At 66.0% G+C, this 25,156-nt stretch carries 29 protein-coding genes and 1 tRNA gene; 9 read left to right on the top strand and 21 right to left on the bottom strand.

Annotation, left to right across the window (positions count from 1 at the left end; genetic code table 11):
* Nucleotides 1-43: 43 nt before the first annotated feature.
* Together ACZ42P_RS07555 and ACZ42P_RS07550 are read right to left on the bottom strand one after the other, a co-directional pair.
* On the bottom strand, nt 44-799 hold the full coding sequence (locus ACZ42P_RS07555; RefSeq protein WP_464896946.1) for an MBL fold metallo-hydrolase: 756 nt from the start codon (nt 797-799) through the stop codon (nt 44-46).
* A 131-nt stretch (nt 800-930) separates the two neighbouring features.
* Complete coding sequence (locus ACZ42P_RS07550) at nt 931-1,599, bottom strand: ArsR/SmtB family transcription factor (RefSeq protein WP_464896945.1); 669 nt, start codon at nt 1,597-1,599, stop codon at nt 931-933.
* A gap of 96 nt (nt 1,600-1,695) precedes the next feature.
* Between ACZ42P_RS07550 and chrA the strand changes: the two genes are divergently transcribed.
* Nucleotides 1,696-3,042, top strand: a complete 1,347-nt coding sequence (gene chrA / locus ACZ42P_RS07545) for a chromate efflux transporter (protein WP_464896944.1) — start codon at nt 1,696-1,698, stop codon at nt 3,040-3,042.
* On the opposite strand, the gene ACZ42P_RS07540 is transcribed toward chrA, so the two are convergent.
* From ACZ42P_RS07540 to moaC, 3 genes are read right to left on the bottom strand one after another with little or no spacing between them, the layout of a single operon-like run.
* Nucleotides 3,039-3,578, bottom strand: a complete 540-nt coding sequence (locus ACZ42P_RS07540; RefSeq protein ID WP_464896943.1) for a TlpA disulfide reductase family protein — start codon at nt 3,576-3,578, stop codon at nt 3,039-3,041. The genes chrA and ACZ42P_RS07540 overlap by 4 nt on opposite strands.
* Nucleotides 3,575-4,330 carry a hypothetical protein gene (locus ACZ42P_RS07535; protein WP_464896942.1) on the bottom strand — a complete coding sequence of 252 codons (756 nt, stop codon included), beginning with the start codon at nt 4,328-4,330 and terminating at the stop codon, nt 3,575-3,577. The genes ACZ42P_RS07540 and ACZ42P_RS07535 overlap by 4 nt, the downstream gene beginning before the upstream one ends.
* The gene (gene moaC / locus ACZ42P_RS07530) at nt 4,327-4,803 is read right to left on the bottom strand and encodes a cyclic pyranopterin monophosphate synthase MoaC (protein ID WP_464896941.1); all 477 of its coding nucleotides are present in this window, start codon (nt 4,801-4,803) and stop codon (nt 4,327-4,329) included. Before moaC ends, ACZ42P_RS07535 begins: the two co-directional genes overlap by 4 nt.
* Before the next feature lie 43 nt (nt 4,804-4,846).
* Here moaC and ACZ42P_RS07525 point away from each other — a divergent pair, with 43 nt between their 5' ends.
* The 6 genes from ACZ42P_RS07525 to soxB all read left to right on the top strand — a co-directional run bounded on the left by ACZ42P_RS07525 (nt 4,847) and on the right by soxB (nt 10,443).
* Complete coding sequence (locus tag ACZ42P_RS07525) at nt 4,847-6,289, top strand: M48 family metalloprotease (protein ID WP_464896940.1); 1,443 nt, start codon at nt 4,847-4,849, stop codon at nt 6,287-6,289.
* Nucleotides 6,290-6,489: 200 nt separating this feature from the next.
* Nucleotides 6,490-6,852 carry a sulfur oxidation c-type cytochrome SoxX gene (soxX, locus tag ACZ42P_RS07520; RefSeq protein WP_464896939.1) on the top strand — a complete coding sequence of 121 codons (363 nt, stop codon included), beginning with the start codon at nt 6,490-6,492 and terminating at the stop codon, nt 6,850-6,852.
* Between the two features lie 18 nt (nt 6,853-6,870).
* The gene (gene soxY, locus ACZ42P_RS07515) at nt 6,871-7,341 is read left to right on the top strand and encodes a thiosulfate oxidation carrier protein SoxY (RefSeq protein WP_464896938.1); all 471 of its coding nucleotides are present in this window, start codon (nt 6,871-6,873) and stop codon (nt 7,339-7,341) included.
* 47 nt (nt 7,342-7,388) lie between these two features.
* Complete coding sequence (gene soxZ / locus ACZ42P_RS07510; protein WP_464896937.1) at nt 7,389-7,703, top strand: thiosulfate oxidation carrier complex protein SoxZ; 315 nt, start codon at nt 7,389-7,391, stop codon at nt 7,701-7,703.
* 60 nt (nt 7,704-7,763) lie between these two features.
* Nucleotides 7,764-8,597 (top strand): sulfur oxidation c-type cytochrome SoxA, encoded by an 834-nt coding sequence (gene soxA, locus ACZ42P_RS07505; protein WP_464896936.1) that lies wholly within the window; start codon nt 7,764-7,766, stop codon nt 8,595-8,597.
* Nucleotides 8,598-8,733: 136 nt separating this feature from the next.
* On the top strand, nt 8,734-10,443 hold the full coding sequence (gene soxB, locus ACZ42P_RS07500) for a thiosulfohydrolase SoxB (RefSeq protein WP_464896935.1): 1,710 nt from the start codon (nt 8,734-8,736) through the stop codon (nt 10,441-10,443).
* Between the two features lie 123 nt (nt 10,444-10,566).
* Here the strand turns inward: soxB and ACZ42P_RS07495 are convergent, their stop codons facing one another.
* The 15 genes from ACZ42P_RS07495 to ACZ42P_RS07425 form a co-directional block, all read right to left on the bottom strand.
* A complete protein-coding gene (locus ACZ42P_RS07495) occupies nt 10,567-11,001 on the bottom strand; it encodes a pilin (RefSeq protein WP_464896934.1) in 435 nt (144 codons plus the stop codon).
* 355 nt (nt 11,002-11,356) lie between these two features.
* Entirely contained in the window at nt 11,357-12,103 is a 747-nt protein-coding gene (locus ACZ42P_RS07490) for an FHA domain-containing protein (protein ID WP_464896933.1), read from the bottom strand.
* A gap of 599 nt (nt 12,104-12,702) precedes the next feature.
* Entirely contained in the window at nt 12,703-12,993 is a 291-nt protein-coding gene (locus ACZ42P_RS07485) for a HigA family addiction module antitoxin (RefSeq protein ID WP_464896932.1), read from the bottom strand.
* Nucleotides 12,994-13,543: 550 nt separating this feature from the next.
* A tRNA-Lys gene (locus ACZ42P_RS07480) sits at nt 13,544-13,619 on the bottom strand.
* Nucleotides 13,620-13,705: 86 nt separating this feature from the next.
* Nucleotides 13,706-14,971 (bottom strand): YeeE/YedE family protein, encoded by a 1,266-nt coding sequence (locus ACZ42P_RS07475; RefSeq protein WP_464896931.1) that lies wholly within the window; start codon nt 14,969-14,971, stop codon nt 13,706-13,708.
* 167 nt (nt 14,972-15,138) lie between these two features.
* Entirely contained in the window at nt 15,139-15,819 is a 681-nt protein-coding gene (gene queC / locus ACZ42P_RS07470; protein ID WP_464896930.1) for a 7-cyano-7-deazaguanine synthase QueC, read from the bottom strand.
* A gap of 10 nt (nt 15,820-15,829) precedes the next feature.
* Entirely contained in the window at nt 15,830-16,486 is a 657-nt protein-coding gene (queE, locus tag ACZ42P_RS07465) for a 7-carboxy-7-deazaguanine synthase QueE (protein ID WP_464896929.1), read from the bottom strand.
* Nucleotides 16,483-17,004: a CNP1-like family protein gene (locus ACZ42P_RS07460; RefSeq protein WP_464896928.1), complete on the bottom strand. Its 522-nt coding sequence runs from the start codon at nt 17,002-17,004 to the stop codon at nt 16,483-16,485. The genes queE and ACZ42P_RS07460 overlap by 4 nt, the downstream gene beginning before the upstream one ends.
* Nucleotides 17,005-17,243: 239 nt before the next feature.
* Nucleotides 17,244-18,449: a class I SAM-dependent methyltransferase gene (locus tag ACZ42P_RS07455; RefSeq protein WP_464896927.1), complete on the bottom strand. Its 1,206-nt coding sequence runs from the start codon at nt 18,447-18,449 to the stop codon at nt 17,244-17,246.
* A 71-nt stretch (nt 18,450-18,520) separates the two neighbouring features.
* A complete protein-coding gene (locus tag ACZ42P_RS07450; protein WP_464896926.1) occupies nt 18,521-19,105 on the bottom strand; it encodes a DUF3501 family protein in 585 nt (194 codons plus the stop codon).
* Between the two features lie 19 nt (nt 19,106-19,124).
* The gene (locus ACZ42P_RS07445) at nt 19,125-20,456 is read right to left on the bottom strand and encodes a heterodisulfide reductase-related iron-sulfur binding cluster (RefSeq protein WP_464896925.1); all 1,332 of its coding nucleotides are present in this window, start codon (nt 20,454-20,456) and stop codon (nt 19,125-19,127) included.
* Nucleotides 20,457-20,555: 99 nt separating this feature from the next.
* Nucleotides 20,556-20,978, bottom strand: a complete 423-nt coding sequence (locus tag ACZ42P_RS07440) for a rubrerythrin family protein (RefSeq protein WP_464896924.1) — start codon at nt 20,976-20,978, stop codon at nt 20,556-20,558.
* 156 nt (nt 20,979-21,134) lie between these two features.
* A complete protein-coding gene (locus ACZ42P_RS07435) occupies nt 21,135-21,473 on the bottom strand; it encodes a hypothetical protein (RefSeq protein ID WP_464896923.1) in 339 nt (112 codons plus the stop codon).
* Nucleotides 21,474-22,070 (bottom strand): CBS domain-containing protein, encoded by a 597-nt coding sequence (locus tag ACZ42P_RS07430; protein WP_464896922.1) that lies wholly within the window; start codon nt 22,068-22,070, stop codon nt 21,474-21,476.
* A gap of 70 nt (nt 22,071-22,140) precedes the next feature.
* The gene (locus ACZ42P_RS07425; protein ID WP_464896921.1) at nt 22,141-22,665 is read right to left on the bottom strand and encodes an RNA pyrophosphohydrolase; all 525 of its coding nucleotides are present in this window, start codon (nt 22,663-22,665) and stop codon (nt 22,141-22,143) included.
* A gap of 131 nt (nt 22,666-22,796) precedes the next feature.
* Between ACZ42P_RS07425 and rtcA the strand changes: the two genes are divergently transcribed.
* Nucleotides 22,797-23,858: an RNA 3'-terminal phosphate cyclase gene (gene rtcA, locus ACZ42P_RS07420; RefSeq protein WP_464896920.1), complete on the top strand. Its 1,062-nt coding sequence runs from the start codon at nt 22,797-22,799 to the stop codon at nt 23,856-23,858.
* Between the two features lie 13 nt (nt 23,859-23,871).
* Here the strand turns inward: rtcA and ACZ42P_RS07415 are convergent, their stop codons facing one another.
* Nucleotides 23,872-24,873 carry a ribonuclease Z gene (locus tag ACZ42P_RS07415; protein ID WP_464896919.1) on the bottom strand — a complete coding sequence of 334 codons (1,002 nt, stop codon included), beginning with the start codon at nt 24,871-24,873 and terminating at the stop codon, nt 23,872-23,874.
* Nucleotides 24,874-24,942: 69 nt separating this feature from the next.
* Here ACZ42P_RS07415 and ACZ42P_RS07410 point away from each other — a divergent pair, with 69 nt between their 5' ends.
* Nucleotides 24,943-25,149 carry a YdcH family protein gene (locus ACZ42P_RS07410; RefSeq protein ID WP_464896918.1) on the top strand — a complete coding sequence of 69 codons (207 nt, stop codon included), beginning with the start codon at nt 24,943-24,945 and terminating at the stop codon, nt 25,147-25,149.
* Nucleotides 25,150-25,156: the final 7 nt, after the last annotated feature.

Raw genomic sequence — 25,156 nt, 5'->3', positions numbered from 1 at the left:
CAGAGACAAGGCCGACGTGACTTGCTCAACGCCCTCCGCGACCTCAGGGTCTGATGCCTTTCTCGCCCAGGCCGCGATTCGCTGCGACTATCCTGTCCATCTCAGCCGGTCGTGGCGGGATGTTGCCGGTGACGAGTTTCACGAACTCGTCCTTCCTGGAAATCTTCAACCCGGGGTTGAAGCGCTTTTCGAAGCCGATGGTCGAGGAGGGCTTGCCGGAAATGCCGGCGCCGCACACGCTCCCCGCCTGATGGCCGGGGAAGATCTCGGTCTCGTCGGGCAGGCTCACAAGCTTGGCATGCAAGCTGTCGAACAGCATGCCCGCCATCTCCTGCTCGCGCCCGGCCAGGTCGGGACGGCCCACGCTGCCGACGAACAGGGTATCGCCAGTGAGCACGAACCACGGCTGCTCGCCGCGGCGCTTGTCGGTGACCAGCAGGCACACGCTGTCCAGGGTGTGGCCCGGGGTGTGCAGCACCTTGATCACCACGTTGCCTGCCTCGATGGTCTCGTTGTCCTTCAGCGGCGTGAATTCGAACTGCACGAAGTCCTTGTCGCTTTCATGCAGGCAGTACTGGGCACCGACGCGCCTGGCCAGCGCACGGCCGCCGGAGTAGTGGTCAGCGTGCACATGGGTGTCGATGACGTGGGTGATGGTGACGTTGGCATCCTTCGCCTGTTGGACGAACCAGTCCTCGTCGCCGGCCACCACGTCCACCGCCACGGCCTTGCCCAGCGAGCCGCAGCCGAAGAAATAGGATAGGGAAGCCTCTTTTGTTGCGAGTTGCTTGAAGAACATGTTGCGCTCCTTGTGCGCCGGCGGCACAGTAATCAAATGAATATTTGAACACAACCATAAGCAATGGACGGCATGGCGTCAAGAGGAGAGGGCGGTGGCCCGGCTGGCCGCGGACGTGCCGGGGAGCGAAGCTAGGGGCCCCGTTCCACCGGCAGGCGCTCGGCCTTCCACTCGGGGAAGCCTTCTTCCAGCCGACGCGCCCGGTAGCCCTTCTTGCGCAGGGTGATCACCGCATCGAGGGCGAACATGCAGTAGGGGCCGCGGCAGTAGGCGACGATTTCCTGGTCCTTGGGCAGGGTTTTGAGGCGCTTGGGCAGGAGGTCGATGGGAATGTTGACGGCGCCAGGGATGTGCCCGGCGGCAAATTCCGACGGGGGCCGCACGTCGATCACCATGACCTCCCCCTTCTTCACCAGCTGGAGCAGTTCTTCGCGCCTGACCGGCTTGAGGCCGTCGCGGTTGTCGAAGTTCTCACGCACGATGCGCTCCACCTCGGCCAGCTGGCGCTCGGCCACGCTGCGCAGGCAGGACAGCAGCTTGGGAATTGACGGATCGCTCAGGCTGTAGATCACCTGCAGCCCGTCGCGGCGCGAGGTCACCAGACCGCCGTCGCGCAGGATCTGCAGGTGGTGGGAGGTGTTCGCCACCGACATGCCGCTGGCCTGGGCCAGTCCTTCCACGCTGCGCTCGCCCTGGCCCAGGGCCTCCAGCAGTTCCAGCCGGCCGGGCTGGGCCAGCGCCTTGGCGACGCGCGCGAGTTGTTCGTACAGGCGTTTCTTGGGTGGCAGCGGCGTGTTCATCGCACAATTCAAGCAAATGTCTTAATGCCGTGCAATCAGCCCCTCGCGCTGGCGCGGAGGGCGGGGTAGAGTAGGACTGCGACGAGGGAGGGGCGGATGGCGGAACACCAAACCCGGGTGCCGGTGACCCTGGGCCAGGCTTCCAGGTACTGGTTCAAGCTCGGCTTCATCAGCTTCGGCGGCCCCGCCGGGCAGATTGCCATGATGCATCAGGAACTGGTGGAGAAGCGGCGCTGGATTTCCGAGCGGCGCTTTCTGCATGCCCTCAACTACTGCATGCTGCTGCCGGGGCCGGAGGCCATCCAGCTCGCGATCTACATTGCCTGGCTGATGCACGGCGTGCGCGGCGCGGTGGTCGCCGGCGTGCTGTTCTTCCTGCCGGCGTTCCTGCTGCTGTCGCTGCTGGCGGGCCTCTATCTGGCGTTCGGGGACGTACCGCTGGTGCAAGGAATCTTCTACGGCATCAAGCCGGCGGTGGTGGCGGTGGTGCTGTTCGCCGCATGGCGCATCGGTTCGCGCGCGTTGAAGAATGAAGTGTTGTGGACCATGGCGGCGCTGGCCTTCGTCGGGATGTTCTTCTTCGACATCGGCTTTCCATGGATCGTGCTGGCGGCGGGCATGCTCGGCGCGCTCGGCGGAAAGTTTCTGCCCGGCAGTTTCCACGGCGGCGGGCATGGCGCGAGCAACAGGGACTACGGTCCGGCGCTGATCGACGACCACACGCCCACCCCCGCCCATGCCGTATTTTCCTGGAGCGGGCTGATCATGAAGCTCACGGTTTTCCTGCTGATCTGGGGCGCCGCCATGTTGGCCGTCAGCGACAGCCGCGCGCTCACCGACATGGGCAGCTTCTTCACCAAGGCCGCCTTCCTCTCCATCGGCGGTGCCTATGCCGTGCTGCCCTACGTCTACCAGGGCGCGGTCGAGCACTACGGGTGGCTCACCGGCCCGCAGATGATGGACGGTCTCGCTTTGGGCGAGACCACGCCGGGGCCGCTGATCATGGTGGTGACCTGGATCGGCTATCTGGGTGGGGTGGCCAAGGGCGTGTTGGAATCTCCAGTCGCCGCCGGCATGGCCGGCGCCGCGGTGGCGACCTTTTTCACCTTCCTGCCGTCCTTCCTGTTCATTCTGGCCGGCGGGCCGCTGGTGGAAGCCAGCCGCAGCGAACTCAGGTTCACGGCGCCGCTCACGGCCATCACCGCCGCGGTGGTGGGGGTGGTCTTCAACCTCGCGCTGTTCTTCGCCTGGCATACCTTCTGGCCGCACGGCCACGCGGCGGCACCCTTTGCCGGCGGGATCGATCTGTTCGCAGTGGCGCTTAGCGTGGTCGCCGGCGCAGCGCTCTGGCGCTACAAGATCGACATCATGCGGGTGATCGGCCTGTGCGCGCTGGCCGGGCCGGTCTGGCAGTTCGTCCTCAAGGCTGCGGCCGGGGTCTAGCCGCCGGTGCCGCCGGCGTTGCTGCTTGCCGGTGGGAGCAGGCTCTCGATCTTGCCCGTGGGATCGGCCTCGTCCCATTCCAGGGAGCCGGCCACCGCGTAGCGGATCATGCCTTCCGCGTCCACCACGAAGCTGGTGGGGAAGACGTGCACCTTCCACGCCTTCATGGCCTCGCCCCGGGGGTCCAGCAGGATGGTGAAGTCGATGGTCGCCTCCCGGAACTCCCTGAGGAAGTCGCGAATTTCCTTTTCCGTTTCCGCCATGTCCACAGCCAGGATGGCGAAGGGTTTGTCCCGCATCATGGTCTTCAGCCGCTGCATCGACGGCATCTCGGCGCGGCAGGGCGGGCACCAGGTGGCCCAGAAGTTCACCAGCACCACCTTTCCGCGGTAGTCGGCGAGGTCGTGACGCGTGCCGTTGAGGTCCTGCAGCACGAGGGGTGGGGCGGGGCGCGGGGTGACGGGCTTGAGCTCCGCCGCGGCCAGCAGCGGGGAAAAAAGGACGAGGCAGAGCAGGGCGAGGGTGGCACGCATCATTTCGGAGTCTCGGCTGGCGGGTTGGAAAGGGCAGCGTGGATGAGGGCCGGCAGGCGCTCGCCGAGGGCGCGTTCCGCGGGTGTCGCGCTCTCCCGGAAATAGAAGCGGTCGCGGATGCCGGGAAAAGTCTGCACGGCGACCCGGCTGCCGCCGCGCTGCAATTCGGTCTTCAGGGTGTCCAGCGTCCAGTACCAGGGCGACAGCTCCCCCTGCAGGATGTGGATGGACAGCCGCATCTGGCCGGTGATGGGCAGATAGGTGGGATCGTTGCCCGGCTCGGGCTGCCCCGTGTAGAGATTGGGGTAGAGCAGGATGGCGCCGGCGAGGGGCTTGTCCCGCCCTTCCCGCTGCTGCCACAGACGCGCCCCCTCCAGCGTGTACTTCGCGCCCCTGCCCGCGGTCACCAGCCACACCTCGCTCTTGCGGGCAAAGGCCGCCCGGATCAGGTGATAGACATCCTCGGTGGGCAGGGTTTCCGCACTGCTGGGCACCGCCGGCAGGAAACGCGCGCCGTAAAGATCGGCCAGCCAGGTTTCAACGCCCTCCCGGGCCAGCCGGCGTGCCGCCTGGTGTTCCTGCGCGAGCACGCCGTATTCCGATGGCAGCCAAAGCAGGACGCGCGGACCCGGCGCCGGGTAGCGGGTGACGGGAATCTCGACCTCGCCCACCGGCACCTGCAGCGGCAGCGCGTCCTCTGCCTTGGCAGCGGCGGCGAGCAGCAGGCCGCACAGGATCGCCAGCAGCCGCCTCATGGACCCTGCCAGTGCCCGGAGCGTCCCCCGGATTTCTCCAGCAGGCGAATCGCCTCCATGCGCATGCCCCGGTCCACCGCCTTGCACATGTCATAGATGGTGAGCAGGGCCGCGGCCACGGCGGTGAGCGCCTCCATCTCCACCCCCGTGCGGCCCACGGTTTCGGTGGTGACGATGCAGTCGATGGCCGACTCCGCATCCAGGACCTGGAAATCCACCGCCACGCGGGTCAGGGCAATGGGATGACACAGGGGAATCCAGTCCGGTGTGCGTTTTGCGGCCTGGATGGCGGCGATGCGCGCCACGCCCAGCACGTCGCCCTTTTTGGCGCCGCCGGCGCGGATCATGGCCAGGGTCTCCGGCTGCATGCGGATGCGTCCGGCGGCACGCGCCATGCGCTTCGTCTCGACCTTTTCCCCCACATCCACCATGTGGGCCTGGCCGGCTTCGTCGAAATGGGTGAATTCACTCACGGGGCAAGCCTGAACCTATCGCGCGGACCGCTATCATAGCACCATGACCCATCGCTTCCGCTGGTGCGCGGCGCTTTTGGCCGCGCTGCAATGCGTCTCGCCCGTACATGCCGCCGACAATCTGCCGGATCTGGGCGAGGTCTCGCAATCCGTGTTTTCCGCCCAGACCGAACGCAAGGTGGGCGAGGCCATCATGCGCGAGGTGCGTCTGGACCGCGCCTATTACGACGACCCCGAGGTCACCGATTACCTCAACAGTCTCGGCTGGCGGCTCGCGGCCCACAGCGGCGCCGGCGGCCAGGATTTCGAGTTCTTCCTGATGCGCGACGACACCCTCAACGCGTTCGCGCTGCCCGGCGGCTATATCGGGGTGCACACGGGACTCCTGCTCGCGGCCCAGAACGAATCGGAATTGGCCGGCGTGCTGGCCCACGAGATCGCCCACGTCACCCAGCGCCACATCGCGCGCATGGTGGCCGCGGAAAGCCGCAACACCCTCACCACCCTGGCCGCGCTGGCGGTGGCCATTTTGGCCGCGCGCTCCAACAGCCAGGTAGCGAGCGCCGCCGTGGCCACCGCCCAGGCCGGCGCCATCCAGAGCCAGCTCGACTTCACCCGCGAGAACGAACGGGAGGCCGACCGCGTCGGCCTGCAGACGCTGCTCGCGGCCGGCTTCGATCCGCGCGGCATGGTGAGTTTTTTCGAGCGGCTGCAGAAAGCCAACCGCATCTACGACAACAACGCCCCCAGCTACCTGCGCACCCATCCGCTCACCACCGAACGCATCGCCGACATGGAAGCGCGGGTGGCGGAACTCCCCTACCGCCAGGTCCCGGACAGCCCCGAGTTCCAGTTCGCGCGCGCCAAGCTGCGGGCAACCACGGGCAGCGGCCGCGAGGCCGTCACCTATTTCCGCGAAAGCCTGCGCGAGCACAAGTATGTGAGCGAGCCCGCCACCCGCTACGGGCTGGCCCTGGCCCTGCTGCGCGACCGCCAGCCCGACGCCGCATGGGAGGAGCTGGGCCGCCTGCGCGCCCGCCTGCCCGCGCCCCATCCCTGGGTGGAGAGCCTCGCCGGCGACATTCTCACGGCCCAGGGACGCACCGCGGCCCTGCTGGAGCACTATCGGCAGGCCCTCGCGCGCTTTCCCTTTCATCGGGCGTTGATCTACGGGCAGGCGGAAGCACTGCTCAATACCGGCCAGGCGCGGGATGCCCTGAAGCTCGTCGAAAACCGCCTGCGCAGCACACCCGCCGACCCCCGCCTCTACGAACTCCAGGCGCGCGGTTATGCCCAGCTTGGGCAGTCCCTCGCCCAGCACCGGGCGCTGGCGGAAGCCCAGGTGCTGCGCGGCAACCTGCCTGCCGCCATCGAGCAGCTCCAGATCGCCCTCAGGAGCGGGGAAGGGGATTTCTACCAGCTCTCCAGCGTGGAGGCCCGGCTGAAAGAATTGCGCGCCCTGGATGCCGAGACACGCAAGCGCTGACGCCACGGCTAGTCTTTAAAGACTACAACGACCGGATTTTGCTGCAAAAAATCCGTCACCAGGGTTGCTTCGCGCGGAAAGGTTTGGTTATGCTATCCAAACCCGACGGATCGCCAGGGCAGGTGCGATGTGCCGCCGCCGTTTCCCGGCCGATTGAGTCGAGCACGATCAAAAAACTCAGAGGTAAAAGGAGGATGTACATGCGAAAAGCCCCAGCCATGCTGCTGGCCGCCAGCATCGTCGGCGCCCTGTTGACAGCTCCCGCGCTGGCCCAGGAACAGAAAAAGGAAGAAACCGGCCAGGACATCGCGTTCAACAACCGCAAGGGCAACTGCCTGGCCTGTCATTCCATCCCCGGTGATCCCAAGGCTGTCACCATCGCCAACATCGGCCCCCCCCTCATCGCCATGAAGGCGCGCTTCCCGGACAAGGCCAAGCTGCGCGCCCAGATCTGGGACGCAACGGCGGCGAATCCCCACACCTCGATGCCGCCCTTCGGCAAGCACAAGATCCTGAGCGAACAGGAGATCGACAAGGTCGTCGATTACGTTTACGGTCTGTAACCAAGAAGGAGTGATGACATGAATTTCGCACGCAGAACGTTCATCAAGGGCGCGGGTGCCGCCGGCACGGTGGCCGTGGCGGTGGCCGCGGGCCTGCTCAAGCCCACCGAGGTGCTGGCCGCCGAATGGAACAAGGCCGCCTTCGAGGCCAAGGGGGTGCCCGATGCGCTGAAGGCCATGGGTGTGGCCTCCTCTGCCGACAGCAAGGACATCCTCATCAAGGCGCCGGACATCGCCGAGAATGGCGCCGTGGTGCCCGTGGAGGTGACCAGCAAGATCGCCGGCACCGAGAGCATCGCCCTGCTGGTGGAGAAGAATGCGACGCCTCTGGCGGCCGATTTCAATCTCATGAACGGTGCCGAAGGTTATGTGAGCACCCGCATCAAGATGGGCCAGACCTCCAACGTGCGCGTGGTGGTCAAGGCCGGCGGCAAGTATTACGCCGCCGTCAAGGAAGTGAAAGTGACCATCGGCGGCTGCGGCGGCTGATGCGCCCCGTTCCCGCGAACCCTTAACAGATTACGAGGAAGACGAAAATGGCAGAACCGATGCGAATCCGTGCGACGATGGCCGGCGACGTGGCCGACATCAAGGTCCTCATGAACCACCCCATGGAAACCGGTCAGCGCAAGGATGCCAAGACCGGCCAGCTGATCCCGGCCCATTTCATCCAGACCGTCAAGGCCGAACTGAATGGCAAGCCGGTGCTGGATGCCCAGTGGAGTGTGGCCATCTCCCGCAACCCCTTCCTGGGCTTCAAGGTCAAGGGCGCCAAGGCCGGCGACAAGGTCACGGTGAGCTGGACCGACAACAAGGGCGACAAGAACAGCGCCGAAGCCACGGTGGCGTGACATCCAGCAGGGTGCGGCGGCTTGGCCGCCGCACCCACCCGAAACGACGAGGAGGACACAATGAGAAAATGGCTCATGGCGATTTTGGGCGCCAGTCTCACCCTGGGCCTTGCGACCACGGCACAGGCCAACCCGGAGCAGGACCGCAAGGAAATCCTGGAATACTTCAAAAACAAGTTCCCGAACGTCAAATTCGAGGATTACGTGCACGGGGCGTTCATTTACTCGCCCGATGCCTTCGCCCAGTATCAGGCCATCATGGACTTCCCGCCCTTTGTCTCGGTCATCGAGCAGGGCAAAAAGATGTGGGAGACACCCTTCAAGAATGGCAAGACCTACGCCAGCTGTTTCCCCAATGGCGGGAAAAACGTCGCCGGTCTCTATCCCTACTTCGATGAGAAGCTGGGCAAGGTGGTCACCTTTGAAATGGCCATCAATGCCTGCCGCAAGGCAAATGGCGAGGAGGAGCTCTCCTACAGCGACATGAAGACCATGGGGGTGCTGACCGCCTACGCGCGCACGCTCTCCGACGGCATGAAGATGCAGATCAAAGTCGAAGGTGAAAAGGCGCTGCAAGCCTACGAGCACGGCAAACAGCACTTCTTCCAGCGTCGCGGCCAGCTCAACTTCTCCTGCGCCACCTGCCACATCCAGAATGCGGGCAACATCCTGCGCACGGAGTATCTCTCCCCGGTGCTGGGACAGGCGACCCACTGGCCGGTCTTCCGCGGCGGCAACAATCTGGTCACGCTGCAGAACCGCTATGTGGGCTGCAACCGTCAGGTGCGTGCCGTGCCCTACAAGGAAGGCAGCGAAGAATACAACAATCTGGAGTATTTCCACTCCTACATCAGCAACGGGCTGCCGATGCAGGCATCGGTATTCCGCAAATAACGAGCGCCGGCTCGGAACAAGGCTTGTGGGCAACCGCCGGCAAGCCTTGTTTTTTTGTGGCCGGTGCCATCACTGCGCACTAGTGCCCCCCGGGGCGGAAACAAGTCGAAACTTTGCAGGAGCAAACAAGATGTCGATGACGCGTCGTGAATTCATGCAGGTGCTGGCAGCGGGCGTGGCCGCGGGGCTGGCGATGGACAGCAAACAGGTGCTGGCGGGCAATGTCCCAGCCAACTTCTACGAACTGCCCAAGTTCGGCAACGTCTGCCTGATGCACTTTACCGATTGCCACGCCCAGCTGCTGCCCATCTATTTCCGGGAGCCCGACGTAAACATCGGCATTGGCTCCGCCGCGGGCAAGGCGCCGCACCTGGTGGGTGAGCATTTCCTGAAGGCTTTTGGCATCAAGCCCGGCACACCCGAGGCCCATGCCTTCACCTATCTCGATTTCGTGGCTGCCGCGCGCACCTACGGCAAGGTGGGGGGCTTCGCCCACCTCGCCACGCTGGTGAAGAACATCCGTGCCCAGCGTCCCGGCGCCCTGCTCATGGATTCCGGGGATACCTGGCAGGGCTCCGCCACGGCCCTTTGGACCAGGGGCCAGGATATGGTGGACGCCCAGAAACTGCTGGGCGTGAACGTGATGGCCCCCCACTGGGAGTTCACCCTGGGTGCCGAGCGCGTCAAGGAAATCGTTGAAAAGGACTTCAGGGGCAGCGTCGATTTCCTCGCCCAGAACGTGAAGACCGCCGACTTCGGCGATCAGGTCTTCAAGCCCTACGTCATCAGGGAAGTGAACGGCATTCCGGTCGCCATCATCGGTCAGGCCTTCCCCTACACCCCCATCGCCAACCCGCGCCACTTCGTGCCGGACTGGACCTTCGGCATCCAGGAAGAAAGCCTGCAGAAATACGTGGACGAAGTGCGCGCAAAGGGCGCCCACGTGGTGGTCGTGCTTTCCCACAACGGCATGGACGTGGACCTCAAGATGGCCAGCCGCGTCACCGGCGTGGACGTCATCTTCGGCGGCCACACCCACGACGCCGTACCCCAGGCCATCCCCGTCAAGAATGCCAAGGGAACGACCCTGGTCACCAACGCCGGCTCCAACGGCAAGTTCCTGGGCGTTATGGATCTCGACGTGCGCAATGGCCGCGTCCAGGGTTACAAATACCGGCTCCTGCCGGTGTTCTCCAACCTCATCGAGCCGGACCGCGCCATGGCGGACTACATCAAGAAGGTGCGCGCCCCCTATGAAGCCAAGCTCAACGAGAAACTGGCGGTCACCGAGGAACTGCTCTACCGGCGCGGCAACTTCAACGGTACCTTCGACCAGGTCATCGTCGACGCCCTGATGGAAGTGAAGGGGGCGGACATCGCCTTCTCGCCGGGCTTCCGCTGGGGGACCACCCTGCTCCCGGGCGATACCATCACCATGGAGCGCGTGATGGACCAGACCGGCCTGACCTACCCCGCCACCACCCTCAACGAACTGACCGGCGCGCAGATCAAGGACATCATGGAAGACGTCTGCGACAACCTGTTCAATCCGGACCCCTACTACCAGCAGGGGGGCGACATGGTGCGTGTGGGCGGCCTCCAGTACAGCGTGAACCCCAACGCCAAGATGGGCAGCCGCATCAGCGACATGCGGCTCAAGGGCAAACCCCTGGACCCCAACAAGAAATATCTCGTCGCGGGCTGGGCCTCCGTGCAGGAAGGCGTCACCGGCACCCCCATCTGGGACGTGGTGGCCGAATACCTGCGCAGCGTCAAGGTCATCAAGAAGGTGAAGCTCAACCGGCCCACCATTATCGGGCTGGGCAAGAACCCCGGTCTTGCCTGAACACCTGGCAGACACGCCATCTCAAAGGGGCTTCGGCCCCTTTATTGTTTCGTGCGCCCGGGAAGGCGCACCAATAAAAAAACCCGACCCCAGCGGGGTCGGGTTGCTCTGGTAATGCGCCTATTACGAACGGCACTCTGCAGGCCGATAACGCTGAGCCAAGGTGCCGCCGGTGCAGCTCCAGGTGATCGAATCGGTCGGCACCGTGCCGGCAGTCAATCCTGCGCCGCCCGCCTGGGGCACCATCTCAATGGTGCCGCCGCCGGCACGGGCGGTGTAAGTGATTGTGATCGTGCCGTTGCCCGAATCGACGGCCACACTCGCTACATTGGCGGTGGCGGTCGGCGGGGTCCAGCCCGCTGAGAGGTCCGCGTTGCCGTTCATGGCGTTCTCCGACACAGTGGTTTTTGCCGAGGAGGCGAGACTGAGCCCTTCCGACACGCGAGCCCGGATGGTGTAGTCCTGATAGGCGGGAATGGCAATCGCGGCCAGGATGCCGATGATCGCCACCACGATCATCAGCTCGATCAGGGTAAAGCCTTGTTGAACGCGTTTCATGGCAGTGCTCCTTGTTGCAGTTGGGGAAAGTCCACACGATCAGGTGTGCAGCGGTGTTCAAGCAAACCCCGTGCCAGTTGCTTCATCGGCAGCTGGCCGGCGGGCTTGAGGGGTTTTTGCGCCCGGAAGCGGCCCCGTGGCGTGCTATGCCACCGCGGGCGTTGAGCGTACACCGGGGCGGGGGCCCGCCCCCGCGGCTTTCGGCTGACGCTCTGCGGCAGTTTTGGCCGCCCCGGGGCGGTGCCGGGAACCTCCGGGCCGGGATTGGCAGGTACGGGGCGGCGCCAGGCCGCCGGTGCCAGGGGCCCTTTGCGTCTGACACGGCCTGACGGCTTCCTGCGCAGGCGCGCCTGTTCTAACGCAGACAGAACTGCATTTTCACCGGCCCCAGTTCGATCAGGTCCTGGTGGTTGAGGGGGCAGGGTTTGTCGTTGATGGGGTTGCCGTTGACCAGGGGATGTCGCGGCCCCTCCACGTGGGCGAGGAACCAGCCCAGGGGCTTGCGGGTGATGAGGGCCACCGCCACACCGGGCTTGCCCAGGGACAGCAGCGGTTTGTCCAGGGGGATTTCCCGCCCGGCCTGGGGGCCGGAGAGGACCTTCAGCACCGCCGGGTGGCTGGCCGCCTCCCGTCCGGTGACGGTCACCACGCCGCCATGGGCGCGGGGCGAAAGCTCCGGGGCCAGGGTGGTGGGGAAACGCTCGGTGGCGGCGTCCAGCGCGGGCGCCTCGCCCTTGAGCTGGGCCAGGGTCTTGCCGGCAAAGGGGCTTTTCAGGGCCACGGTCTTTTCCAGTTCCTGCACCGCCGGCGGCTCCGGGCCCGCGACGAAACGCAGCCGGTAACGTCCGATTTGCAGCAGGTCCCCATCCCTGAGCACGTGCCGGGTGATGGGCTCGCCCCGGTAAAGGGTGCCGTTGGTGCTGCCGCTGTCTTCGATGATCCAGCCGTTGGGCGTGCGGACGATCACGGCGTGGTCGCCGCTCACGGCGAGATTGTCGATCACGATGTCGTGATAGGGGCGGCGCCCGATGGTGGTGCGCGCCTGGGTCAGGGTGTACTCCCCGACGATTTCCCCATCCAGGGTAAGAACGACGCTGGCCATGCCCGATCCCCCCGCAGGCGCCCGTGCGGGCCCTGCTTGCCGGCTGATTTTCCGCTTCCCATTTTATGACGGGCGGGTGCCATGCAGGCTGCCGTTCGTCGGCCCGGACTGTCCACAGAATCTGTGGACAAGCCTGTGGACAGCTTGTAGGAACGCGGCTTAAGCGTCCCTGCGGCAAGGAAATTTTGCCGGTGACCAAAAAACGCACCGAAAAATAGTCATGGAAAAACAATTGGATACAGGATCACAGGGGCCGCGGGGGGGAGCGGCCGCACGCTCCTCTCGGCAAGGCCCGTCCTGTGCATGTTTGCGCGGGAGGGGGCCGCAAGGCGCGCGCTGACAGGCTTCCCGGAGGGGGTGCCGGGCTGCCGCCGTGCCGGGGCTGACAGCCTGGGGCGGATACTGGGGGGCAGGCGCGGGGCCCGGTCGAATGGCACGACACCGGCCATCTGGCGATGGCGAAGCCCGGGGGCGAATCGGGGAAGCGCGGGGTTTTGCTCTGTTTGGCCTGTGCTGGTGCCCCCGCTGCGCCCCCGCGCCGCCGCTGGCCTGGCTGCACGGCCTGGGCGTCTGTAGTCCCCCCGCTTGAGCGCAGCGGCTCAGGCGGCAAGGGGTTTGATGCGCTCGATGTCGTCGCCGTGATCGCGCATGACGGCTTCGGTGTCGTAGCTGGCCTGCAACGCCAGCCAAAACCCCGGCGTGGTGCCCAAAGCACGGGCCAGACGCAGGGCTGTGTCGGCGGTGATCGAACGTTTGCCGGCGCATATCTCGCTGATGCGCATGGGTGGAACCCCGATCGCCTTGGCCAGCCGGTACTGGCTGATGCCCATCGGGATCAGAAACTCTTCCCGCAGCACTTCGCCGGGATGGATGGTGGGAAGTGTGTGCATGGTCGTCAGGCCGCTTCAGTGGCTTCTTCGCGGAACGACGCAATCATGCCTGCGATCGTATCGCCAGGCGATATGATGGTCAAACGGGCAATCGGCGGCAGGATGCGTGCCGCGCCTGAGCCCTGAGCAGTGGGAGAGCCGCCACGCCGAGCGGGAGGCGGGGGGCATATTTTGACGCCCTGGCCGAGTGTCATGGCGTCAGCAAAACGGCCATCTTCAAGCGCACCAAGCCCGAAGGTTGGGGCAACGGCGAGGGCCTGGCCCAAAGCCATCCGGCGCCCAAGTTGTCGAGAAAGTGATCGGCGTGGTTACCGCTGGCAACCCAAAAAACGCGCCGAAGACATCCACGCCGCCGCTGAACGCAGCGTGGAATCATCAAGCGTCATCAGGCAGAATCGGACGCCCTTCGCGCGCGGCTCTGTGCCGGGCTCAAGGCGCACCGGGCTGTCGGGACGCGGGAGCTTTATTTCCGCTACCCAGAGCGCCAGCTGCGCGGAACGGGCCGTCCAAAAGAGAAAAGGGCTGGCGCATGCCAACCCTTGCGTCGATCTGGTGGGTCGTGTTGGATTCGAACCAACGACCAACGGATTAAAAGTCCGCTGCTCTACCGGCTGAGCTAACGACCCGAAAAAGAAGCGAGATTATAGGGAGGGGCGGCGGGGCCTGTCAACGCAAGGCCCGCGCGTGACGGGCCTTGCGCGCAGGCGGGCGATCAGACGGCTTCGAGCTTGCGCAGGGCCGCAGGCAGCAGCTTGAGGTCCACCAGGGCGGTGATGAAAGCCTTGCCGAAGGTGGCCTCGGATTCGTACACCATCTTGTAGTACTGGACTTTCATTGTGATGGCGCTGCCCAGCACGATGGCGACGAAGGTGATGATGGAACCCACGGCCAGGGTGGAGACGCCGGTCACCGCCTGGCCGATGGTGCAGCCCATGGCGAGCACGCCGCCGAAGCCCATGAGGATGGCGCCCACCAGATGGTTGACGAAATCCCGCACGGAGGCGAACCACTCGATCTTGAAGCTGCGGGAGATCACCGCCCACAGGAAGGAGCCCAGGATCACGCCGAACACGGACATCACACCGAAGGTCAACAGCGCCTTGTTGAAACCGCCCATGGCGTAACCGAGGGTCTGGCCGATGGGGTTGATGAAGGTGTAGGACTGGGGCGACAGGGCCGCGGCCTGGGCCGGCTTGATATCGTTGGGCGCCGCGAGCAGATCCCATTGCTCGGCGACGAAGTTCTGCAGGCTGTAGGTCTCGCCTTCGGCGCGCACCATGACGTTGCTGGTCACATACCAGGCGGCGAGCACGGCGAGCCCCACCACCAGCCCGCCCAGCACGTTGTCGAAGCTCTTGCGGAAGTCCTCCGACTTCAGGGCGAAGCCGATCAGCACCAGGCCGATCACCACCCCCAGGACGAGGCGGGCGAGGGCCGGATTCTCGCCGCCGACGATGGCGCCCAGATCCTGCCGGGTGGACAGGGTCACCGCGGCGGGACGGATCCAGTCATAGAAAAGAACCGTGAACAGGGTTTTGTCGCTGCCCGGGAAGGGATTGATCATGTAGTAGGCAATCACGGCGATGACGGCGAACACCATCACCGATTTCAGGTTGCCGCCGCCGATGCGGATGAGAGTCTTGTTGCCGCAGCCGGAGGCGAGTGTCATGCCCACGCCGAACATCAGCCCGCCCAGGAGGTTTTCCAGCCACACGAGCTGGTTGGAACGATAGGGCGGGAAAGCGAGGTCCGGTTTGGCCAGCCCCAGGTATTCCAGCACGGAGACGCCCAGCATGGCGATGGCGGCCGCGAACAGCCAGGCGCGCAGCCGGCCGGTGTCGCCCATGTTGACCCAGTCGGAGACGGCCCCCATGGTGCAGAAGTTGGTCTTGTTCACCACCGCGCCCATGACGAGGGCGATGATGAACCCCGCCCAAAGGAAGACGGACTGGGCTTGTCCGAAGCTGTCGAAAACCATGATCGTGTCCTCGCTGGAAGTTGTGCCGGTGCCGGCGGTGGGCCGGCAAGTCTTGGGATTTTACGGGGGCGCCGGGGCGGGGGCAAGGCGGCGGGCGGGAAATTTCCCAATGAAATTCGGCACTTGGTACGGACGTACCAGCTTCCGGGGCCCTGGCGGCGCGGCCGTCAGCGGTAGCGGGTGGGATCGGCCACACCGGCTTCCTGGAAGCCCTTGCGGCGCAGGCGGCAGGCGTCGCACCGGCCGCAGGCCCGGCCCTCTTCGTCGGCCTGGTAGCAGGAGACGGTGAGGGAAAAATCCACCCCCAGGGCCATGCCACGGCGGATGATGTCCGCCTTGGTGAGGGCGATCAGGGGCGCGTGGATGCGCGTGGGTCGGCCCTCCACCGCGGCGCGCGTGGCGAGATTGGCCATGCGCTCGAAAGCCGCGATGTACTCCGGCCGGCAGTCGGGATAACCCGAATAGTCCACTGCATTGGCACCGATGAAGATGTCCTGGGCGCTGAGCACCTCCGCCCAGGCCAGGGCCAGGGAAAGCATGATGGTGTTGCGCGCCGGCACGTAGGTAATGGGAATTTCTCCCGGCGGGCTTTCCTGGGTGGGCACCGCAAGCCGGCGGTCGGTGAGCGCGGAGCCCCCGAACACGGACAGGTCGAGCTGCACCACGCGGTGGTCTGCAGCCTTGAGCGCCCGGGCCACCCGCGTGGCCGCTTCCAGCTCTGCGCGGTGGCGCTGGCCATAGTCCAGGGACAGGCAGTGGCAGCGAAACCCCTCCGCGCGGGCGATGGCCAGGGTGGTGGCGGAATCCAGCCCGCCCGAGAGGAGCACGATGGCGTCGCGATGGGTCATGGGGCCGTCCTCACCGTCCCGGCTCGCTGCCCCACAGGATCTTGTGCAGCTGGAGCTGAAAGCGCACCGGCAGACGGTCGCGCAGGATCCACTCCGCCAGCAGGCGGGGCGGCAGCCGCTCCCAGACGGGGGAAAACAAGACCGTGCAGCGGCGCGCGAGATCGTGGGCCTTCACCGTCTCCACCGCCCACCGGTAGTCGGCCTCGTCGCACAGCACGAACTTCACCTCGTCCGTCTCGCGCAGGTGGCCGAGGTTCTCCCAGCGGTTTCTGTGCATTTCCCCCGAGCCCGGTGTCTTGATGTCCACGATGCGGGACACGCGTGCATCCACCGGCGCAATGTCCAGGGCGCCGCTGGTTTCCAGGGACACCGAATAGCCTGCGTCGCACAGGGCGGCAAGCAGGGGGAGGCAGTTTTTCTGGGCGAGGGGCTCCCCGCCCGTGACGCAGACGTAGCGTGTGGCGTGGGGCGCCACCCGTTCCAGGATGGCGGCGAGGCTCACGGTTTCGCCCCCGGTGAAGGCATAGGACGTGTCGCAGTAGCCGCAGCGCAGGGGGCAGCCCGTGAGGCGGATGAAGACCGTCCGCAGGCCCGCGCGGGTGGATTCCCCCTGCAGGGAATGGAAGATCTCGCTCACCCGCAGGGTCAGCTCGCCGCCGCCGGTCATGGCCGCTCCGCGCGGGGATGGATGCCGCGCTTGAGGGCGAACACGATTTCCGGCGCATCCCGGGCGATGATGCCGCCGGGGCAGAAGAAATCATCGTAGAGCATGTGGTGCTGGCGGTTGCGGTCCTTGTATTCGATGGGCTTCCACTGGGCGAAGCGGTTGCGCGACCACTGGCCATCGCGCCCAAAGGCATACACCTTGTACTCCCGGGTGCGGCAGCGGATGCCCTCGAAGCTGATAGTGGTGGCGCCCGCGGGAGACACCACGATCAGGGTGTAGCGCACCACGCCGTCTTCCCCCACGGAGAGGGAGGCCGGGTCGATGAAAAACCGGTTGTCCGTGGCGGCGGAGACGAAGAAGGGCAGGGCCGCATCCCGCACGGGGAAGGCGGGGAGCTGGGCCTGGAGCTCCACCCAGGGTTTCTCGTTGTCGAACTCGTACTCGAACTCACCCCAGGCGGCGCGGCTTGCAGGCGCGAGCAGCACCCAGGCCAGAAAAGAGAGCAGGATGAAACGCATAGCCCATTTTAACAGCCCATTGCGAAAGCGCCGCAGCGTTGCAGGGTGCCTTCTGCCCGTTGCGGATGAGGCGGCCCCCGGCCGGCTCTCGTTTACACGGGTAAAGAACAATCAGCGGGTCGTCCCGCGACGGCGGACAGGCCGGCAGCCGAAGGTGGAGTCCGCATTTGCCGCAAGGCGCCCTGCCAGCCGCCGGTCGCCTGGGGGCGCGCTATGGCCTTGCCTGCGACCGCAGCGGGTCAGGCGTACACGTGCTCGCGGGTGAGGGGGTAGGGCAGGCGACCGTCCGGCAGGGGCTTGCCCGCCAGGATCTGGAACAGGGACATCCAGCCCCGTTCGAAGGCATGGGCGGAGCCTGCCATGTAGATCTGCCAGATGCGGAACTTTTCCTCCCCCACGAGGCGCTTGGCCTCGGCGGCGTTGGCTTCCAGCCGCTCCACCCAGTGCCAGAGGGTGCGGGCGTAATGGGGGCGCAGGCATTCGGCATCCCAGCATTCCAGACCCTGTTCCGAGAGGCTCTCCACCACTTCCGAGACGTGCACCAGCTCGCCACCCGGGAAGACGTACTGGTCGATGAATTCGCTGATGCCGCTGCCCAGCCCGCCGCTGTTGCGGCTGGCGGCGGTGATGCCGTGGTTCATCACCAGCCCGCCGGGTTTGAGCAGGCGGTGGATCTTGGCGAAGTACTTGCCCAGGTTGGCGCGCCCCACGTGCTCGAACATGCCCACCGAGGCGATCTTGTCGAAGGGCTCAGTCTCGGGTACGTCCCGGTAGTCCATGAGATGCACCTCCACGCGCCCCGCGAGCCCCCGGGCGGCAATCTGCTGCTGCACGTATTCGTACTGGTTCTGGCTCAGGGTGATGCCGGTGGCGTGAACACCATGACGTTCGGCGGCCCACAGGATGAGGCCGCCCCAGCCGCAGCCGATGTCGAGGAAACGCTCGCCCGGCTTCAGGTGGAGCTTGCGGCAGATGTGTTCCAGCTTTTGTTCCTGGGCCACGTCCAGGGTATCGTCCGGGCTGCGGAAATAGGCGCAGGAATAGACCCGGCGCGCGTCCAGCCAGAGACCATAGAAGTCGTTGGAGACGTCGTAGTGGTAGCTGATGTTTTTGCGGTCCGACGGCTTGGAGTGGCGCCACCAGGAAAGGAAGCGGCTGCCCTTTTTGTCCACGCACCCCACGTCGTCGCACAGGGATTCCCCCAGCCGGATGATGTCGCGCGTGGCGCCGGTGAGATCGATGTCCCGCTCGACGTAACTCTTGGCGAGCTTGCCGAGGCTGGGTTTGGCCAGATGCAGCAGGGCATTGGGGCGGTTGATGCGCACCTTCACCGCGGGCGCTTCGGCCAGCTGCACTGCCTGGCCGTTCCATAGCTCCAGCGCCACCGGCAGGTTGTGGCGCCGCAGGCGCTCTTCCACCAGCTTGATCATCTGGCTTTGCAGCATGCTCTCCTCCCCGGTCGTCTTTGGAACCGTTCCGGCAACAGTATAGAGAAAAGCGTGTGCGTCGGGCCGTCTTAAGCGAGATCGTTGGCGAGCGAGGCGCGCACCGCCTCCGGCAGGGGCTCTGCCTGCGCGGTGTATTCCGGATGATCCACGCCTACGCCGATGGCGGCGCCGCCCTTCACCGCGGCGATCATCTCCGGCGTGAGTTCGAAGCGCAGGAAATGGACGGAGGAGGTCTTCTCCTCGTTTTCCCGCTCCAGGTCTTCGTCGGCGATGGCATACACCTTGTCGAAGCCGGCCACCCGCACCCAGGTCCGGTCCTCGATGCCCTTGAGGCGCTCGAGCATGATGCGCCGCTCTTCCAGGTCCGGATACTCGAGCATCTGGGTGACCTTCCAGTTGGTGCCGTCCGGGATCAGGGGGTTGTAGGCATCGAGTTCCTCCTGGATGCCCTCTTCCTCGAAGATGCGCTCGGCGCGCAGCATTTCCTGGATCTGGTAGCTGATGGTGAGGGAGTCCTCGAAGATGAGGGTCATGTGGTCGCCCAGGTGCACGGTGCGGTTCTTCTTGTGCTCCATCACCCTGGCGCGGATCTGGGGCCGCGCCTTGGCATAGGCTTCCAGGGTGAGCAGGTCGGAACGGGTCAGTTGCGGCATGGTGTTTTCCTCGAAGCGTTCACAGTCCGTAGGCGATGCGCAGCAGGGTGAGGGGATGGGCCTTCTTGGCCCGGGTGCCCTCTCCCATGCCCTGCATGATGTGCCGGCCGGCGATGGCGCAGTCGGACGACACATAGTCGGGGCCCGGCTCGGCCATGGCGCGGAACACCGGCCTGCCGATCTTCATGGAGTTGGCGAAGAACTCGCTCTTCACGCCCCAGGTGCCGTCGTGGCCGGAGCAGCGCTCCACCACGTGGACTTCGGTGTCCGGGACGAGCTGGAGCATCTCGCGGGTCTTCTGCCCCATGTTCTGCACCCGCAGGTGGCAGGGAATGTGGTAGGAGACCTTGCCCAGGGGCTGCTTGAAATCGGTCTTGAGCAGCCCGTCGAGGCGGCGCAGCACCAGGTATTCGAAGGGATCGAAGATGGCTTCCTGCACCGCCTTCACATCCGGGTCGTCCGGGAACATGAGGGGCAGCTCCTGCTTGTACATGAGGGTGCAGGAGGGCACGGCGGTGAGGATGGCATAGCCTTCACGGGCGAGTTTCGCCAGGTGGGGGATGTTGGTTTCCTTCAGGCGCGCCACGGCCTCCAGGTCGCCCAGCTCCAGCTTGGGCATGCCGCAGCAGGCTTCCTTCTCCACCAGCCGGGTGGGGATCTCGTTGTGTTCCAGGATCCGGATCAGGTCGTGGCCGATGCCCGGCTCGTTGTAGTTGACGTAGCAGGTGGCGTAGATGGCCACCTTGCCCGGAGTGCGCTGTCCGTCCCGCACCGGGAAATCCTCGCGCGGCCGGGCGTTGGGCCGGAATTTGGCGGCCGCGTATTCGGGCAGCACGCGCTCCCTGTGGATGCCCAGGAGGTTGTCCATCACCTGGCGCGCGGCACCGTTGCGGTTCAGGGCATTGACCGTCTGCACCACCACCGGGATGGTGGCGAGCCTGCCCAGGGTGTCGGTGGAGGACAACAGCTTGTCGCGGAACTTGACCTCACCCTTTTTGAATTTGATGGCCTTGGCGCGCAGCATGAGGTGGGGGAAGTCCACGTTCCACTCATGGGGCGGCACGTAGGGGCACTTGGTCATGAAGCACAGGTCGCACAGGTAGCACTGGTCCACGACCTTCCAGTAGTCCTCCTTCTTCACCCCGTCCACCTCCATGGTGGGGGATTCGTCCACCAGGTCGAACAGGGTGGGGAAGGCCGTGCACAGGCTGACGCAGCGGCGGCAGCCGTGGCAGATGTCATAGACGCGTTCCAGCTCCTGGTGGAGCTTGTCCTCGTCGTAGAAATCCGGGTTCTTCCAGTCGATGGGGTGGCGGGTCGGGGCTTCCAGGCTGCCTTCACGTACGGTCATGATGGGTCTTCTCGGGTCGATGATGGGTCAACAGAAGGGCCCGCCGCGGCGGGCCCTTCTGTTGACAGCCCCTGCCGGGGCTGCCAGGCCTGCGCGGCTTCAGGAACCCAGGGTGTCCAGGGCCTTCTGGAAGCGGTTGGCGTGGGAACGCTCGGCCTTCGCCAGGGTTTCGAACCAGTCGGCGATTTCGTCGAAGCCTTCCTCACGGGCGGTCTTGGCCATGCCCGGGTACATGTCGGTGTACTCGTGGGTTTCGCCGGCGATGGCGGCCTTCAGGTTGTCGGCGGTGGAACCGATGGGCAGGCCGGTGGCGGGGTCGCCCACGGCTTCCATGTACTCCAGGTGGCCATGGGCGTGGCCGGTTTCACCTTCCGCGGTGGAGCGGAACACCGCGGCCACGTCGTTGTAGCCTTCCACGTCGGCCTTGGCCGCGAAATACAGATAGCGGCGGTTGGCCTGGGATTCGCCGGCAAAGGCGTATTTCAGGTTTTCGTAGGTCTTGGAACCTTTCAGGCTAGGCATGTTGCTCTCCTTGATCAAGAAATGAACACCATTCAACAGTTAGACTTAGTCTAAACTGTGAACGCAGTATAGTTCCAGCGCGACGGGAAGTCAACGCCGAAACCAAAGAAAACCGGAGGGGCTGCAGCGAACCCCGGCATTGCCGATAATCTCCTGTCAGTAAAAGCGTTTTTCGCCAATCAGGCGCGCCTCGGGCACCCGCTCGCGGATGCGTGCCGCCACTTCCAGGGTGATGCCACGGCGCACCCGGACCGACACCCAGAGGAGGTTGAGGCGCAGGTTGAGGTGGGCGAACACCACGTCCCGGCTTTCCACCAGGGCGAGCTGCACCTGGGCCAGCACGGCGGAAAGACTCGCCCGGGGCCGGTCGCGCAGCCCCGGGATGAGCATCATGAAATCCGCCAGGGGGCGTCCGGTCTCGTCGCGGGTGGGCACCTGTTTCCAAAGGGGCTCCCCGGCGAGGAGCAGCGGCGCGCGCCGTGGCGGCCCCGCCATCTATTTCCCCAGTTCCGCTTCCAGCTCGGCGAAGGTCTGCGCCTTGTGCGTGAGCGGGATCTCCATGCCCAGCTGCCGGGCGATCTGGGTGGAGGAGAAGATGCCCCGCACCTGCTGCCAGCTGCTGCACTCCTCCCGCTCCACCACCAGGGCGTGCTGGCGCCCGCAGGCCTGGAGGGTGGCCACAATGTCCCCCACCCGGGCGGCGAGCACGTCGGCCAGGCTAAGGGCCTCCAGGGCATCGTGGGGCGTCATGATGTCCCGGACCCGGATGTCGCCCCGGGTGCCGCCCCGCTGCTCGATGTGCTGCAGCGGCTTCTCGCCCAGGATGTCGGTGGCGGTGATGAGCCCCAGCAGCCGGTCGTCGCCGTCCAGCACGAACAGCAGGCGCACGCCGCGCCGCATCATTTGCTGATGGGCCTGGTCCAGGGGCACCTCAGGCCCCACCGTGGCGGCGGGTACCACGCGCAGGTCGGTCATCACCACCAGGGCGGGGTCGGTGAGACGGGTCTGGTGGTAGGCATGGCGGTCCGGACGGACCAGCCCGGTGCCGGCATCGAGCCGGTGACGGGGCAGGGGATGGAACTCGCTGAGCACGGGCGCTCCTTTCTCCCCGAGGGGCAGGCACACGTTCTCAGCATAGACGATGATGGGGCGGGTGGAGGTTTCAGGCCCCCACCTTGGCGGTCCCGGAGAAATTGCGGCGGCCGTGGGGCTTGTCCCGCTGCAAATAGGGCTCCAGTTCGGTGAGGGCCAGGCGGTACACCTCCCGCTTGAACTCGATCACGCTGTCCAGCGGCACCCAGTATTCGTGCCAGCGCCAGGCATCGAACTCCGGGTGGGCGCTGGCCCGCAGGCAGACGTCGCAGTCGCGCCCGATCAGGCGCAGCAGGAACCAGATCTGTTTTTGCCCCTTGTAGGTACTGCGCCATTCGCGGCGTACCCACTGGCTCGGCACGTCGTAGCGCAGCCAGTTGCGGGTCCGTCCCAGGATGCGCACGTGTTCCGGACGCAGCCCTACTTCCTCGTAGAGTTCCCGGTACATGGCCTGCTCCGGCGTCTCGCCGCGCTTGATGCCGCCCTGCGGAAACTGCCAGGAATGCTCCCGGATGCGCTTGCCCCAGAAGACCTCGTCTTTGGCGTTCGCCAGGATAATGCCGACGTTCGGGCGATACCCGTCACGGTCGATCATTTCCGAATCCTCATTCAGCTATTGGTCCGATTGTTCCACATTTCCAGCATGGGATAAAGCCGCGGCGGAAGGATGGACCCTCATCCATGTGACCGGCCCCTGCCCGGTTCGTTCGCTGCTACGCTTCGGGCATGAAGGCAGGCACACCGCTGGCGATCGACGGCGCCCACGGCGAGGGCGGCGGCCAGCTCCTGCGCACCGCGGTGGCCCTGGCCGTGCTGTGCCGAAGGCCGCTGCGCGTCTTCAACATTCGTGCCGCCCGCCCCCGGCCCGGTCTGGCCGCCCAGCATCTCACTGCCGTGCGCGCCCTGGCGGAAGTGTGCGGGGCAAGGGTGGAGGGGCTCACGCCCGGCTCCCGCGAGATCCTCTTTGAGCCGGGAACGGTGCGCCCCGGCCGCTACCGTTTCGACGTGGGCACCGCCGGCAGCATCGCCCTGGTTCTGCAGGCCCTGCTGCCGGTGGCGGTGGCCAGCCGCGCGCCCTTTGCCTTTCACCTGACGGGGGGCACCGACGTGGAGCATGCGCCCCCCATCGATTACCTGGCGCAGGTGCTCCTGCCCCTGCTTGCCCGCATGGGTGCGCGACTGGACCTGCGTCTCCTGCGGCGCGGCTACTATCCCCGCGGCGGCGGGGAGGTGCAGGTGGAGGTGGCCGCGGGCGGCCCCCTGCAGGCGCTGGTGCTGGACCGGCCGGGGGCGCTGCGTGCAGTCGGGATTCATGCCCACACCGCCCGTCTGCCGGACCATGTGGCGCAGCGCATGGCGGAGGCGGCGCGCCAGACGCTGGCGGCGCAGCTCACCGCCCCCGTGACCGTGCAGACCACCCTCTGGCCGCCGGAAACCGCGCTGGGGCCGGGCGGCGGCCTCGTCCTCGTGGCGGACTGCGAACACACCCGGCTGGGGGCCTCCGCCCTGGCGCGCCGGGGCGTGCCGGCGGAAGTCCTGGGCGAGACGGCGGCCGGGGCGCTGCTGGCCGAGCTCGCGGCCGGCGCGACGCTGGACGTGCACGCCGCCGACCAACTGCCCGTGTACTTCGCCCTGGCGCAGGGGACGTCGCGCTTCCGGGCACGTCACCTGTCCCGGCACGCGGAAACCGCCCTCTGGCTCCTCCGCCAGTTCATCCCGCTGCAGGTGGAGATCGAGTCCCGGCCCGCGGGCGTTGCGGTGAGCCTTGTGCCACCATCGAACCTGTGAGCCGTGGCGCCGGTCAGGCGCCGGTGTGGAACGCCTCGTCCAGTTCCCGGCGCAGGCGCGCTTCCTGGCCGCGGTAGATGGGGGAATAGTGGAAGGACACCACCTGGGCCACGCCCGCGGCGCGGGCGAGACGGCCCGCCTGGCGGGCGGTGAGGTGGCATTTTTCCCGGGCGCGTTGCGCCAGTTCGTCGAGGAAGGGGCTTTCGATGAAGAGCAGGTCCGCGCCCCGCGCCAGCTCGACGATGCGCCGGGCGTTCTGTTCGTGATACACCGCGTCCGTGACGTACACGATCTTCTGGCCCGGTACCACGCGCAGCACGTCCCCACGCAGGGCGCCCAGGGTCACGGGGCGCAGCGTGCCCGCAGGGGTGAGGGCCTCGATGGGGGTTTCGTCGGGCTCGCCCCGCAGCAGGGCCTGCTTCGCCGTGCGCAGCCAGGGCCCCGGCGCCAGCCCGGTTTCCGCGAGGCGGTTTTTCCAGACGTTGACGTGGGCCCGTTCCTCCAGGGCGAAGGCCAGGCAGGGCGTGCGATGGTCGAGCAGGGTGCAGCGCACCCGAAACAGGGGTTCTTCCACCAGCACATCGGTGGCCGGCACGCTCGCTTCCTCCTCGCGGCGGAAGGCATTGCGGCAGCGGAAACGGGCGCGCCGCGCCACACGTCCCGGCTCGATCTCCGTGACGTGGAGGGTGAAGTCGGTCTGGTAGTTGTGCACCAGGTTCCAGGTGTAGGCGGCGAGCTTGTGTCCCACCTGATCCAGGAAGCCGGGCGGACCGAACAGGTGCATGGCGCGGTCGCGACCGAGACAGATGCGCAGCAGCCAGTCGAAACCCATGAAGTGGTCCATGTGGGCATGGGAGACGAACACGTGGCTCACGCGCAGCAGCTTGCGGGGCGGCAGGGCACGCAGATCGCCCAGGTCGAACAACAGGGCGCGCCCCTCGAACAGGCAGTCCACGTAGAGCGCCGGGTCGCCGAAGGGGTCATTGACCAGTTGCGGATGGAACAGGGGACGCATGGCGTTCCGATTCTACGCCCCCGGATTGACGCAGGTGGGCCATTGCGCATAATGGGGCGCAGGGGAGCCATGACCGAAGAAGAAGCCGAAGCCATCCGCCGGCGCATCGCCGAGCTCACACTGGAACATCGCGATCTGGACGCGGTGGTGAGCGCGCTCGCCGCCACACCCTTTCCGGATGAGCTGCGCCTGCGTCGCCTGAAGAAGCGCAAGCTGTGGCTCAAGGACGAGATCGTGCGGCTAAAGATGCTGCTCACGCCCGACATTCCCGCCTGAGACAGGG

The organism is Thiobacter subterraneus (assembly GCF_055379455.1).
Note: the sequence above shows the minus strand (reverse complement) of the source record. Positions and strands in the feature narration are given on the sequence as shown.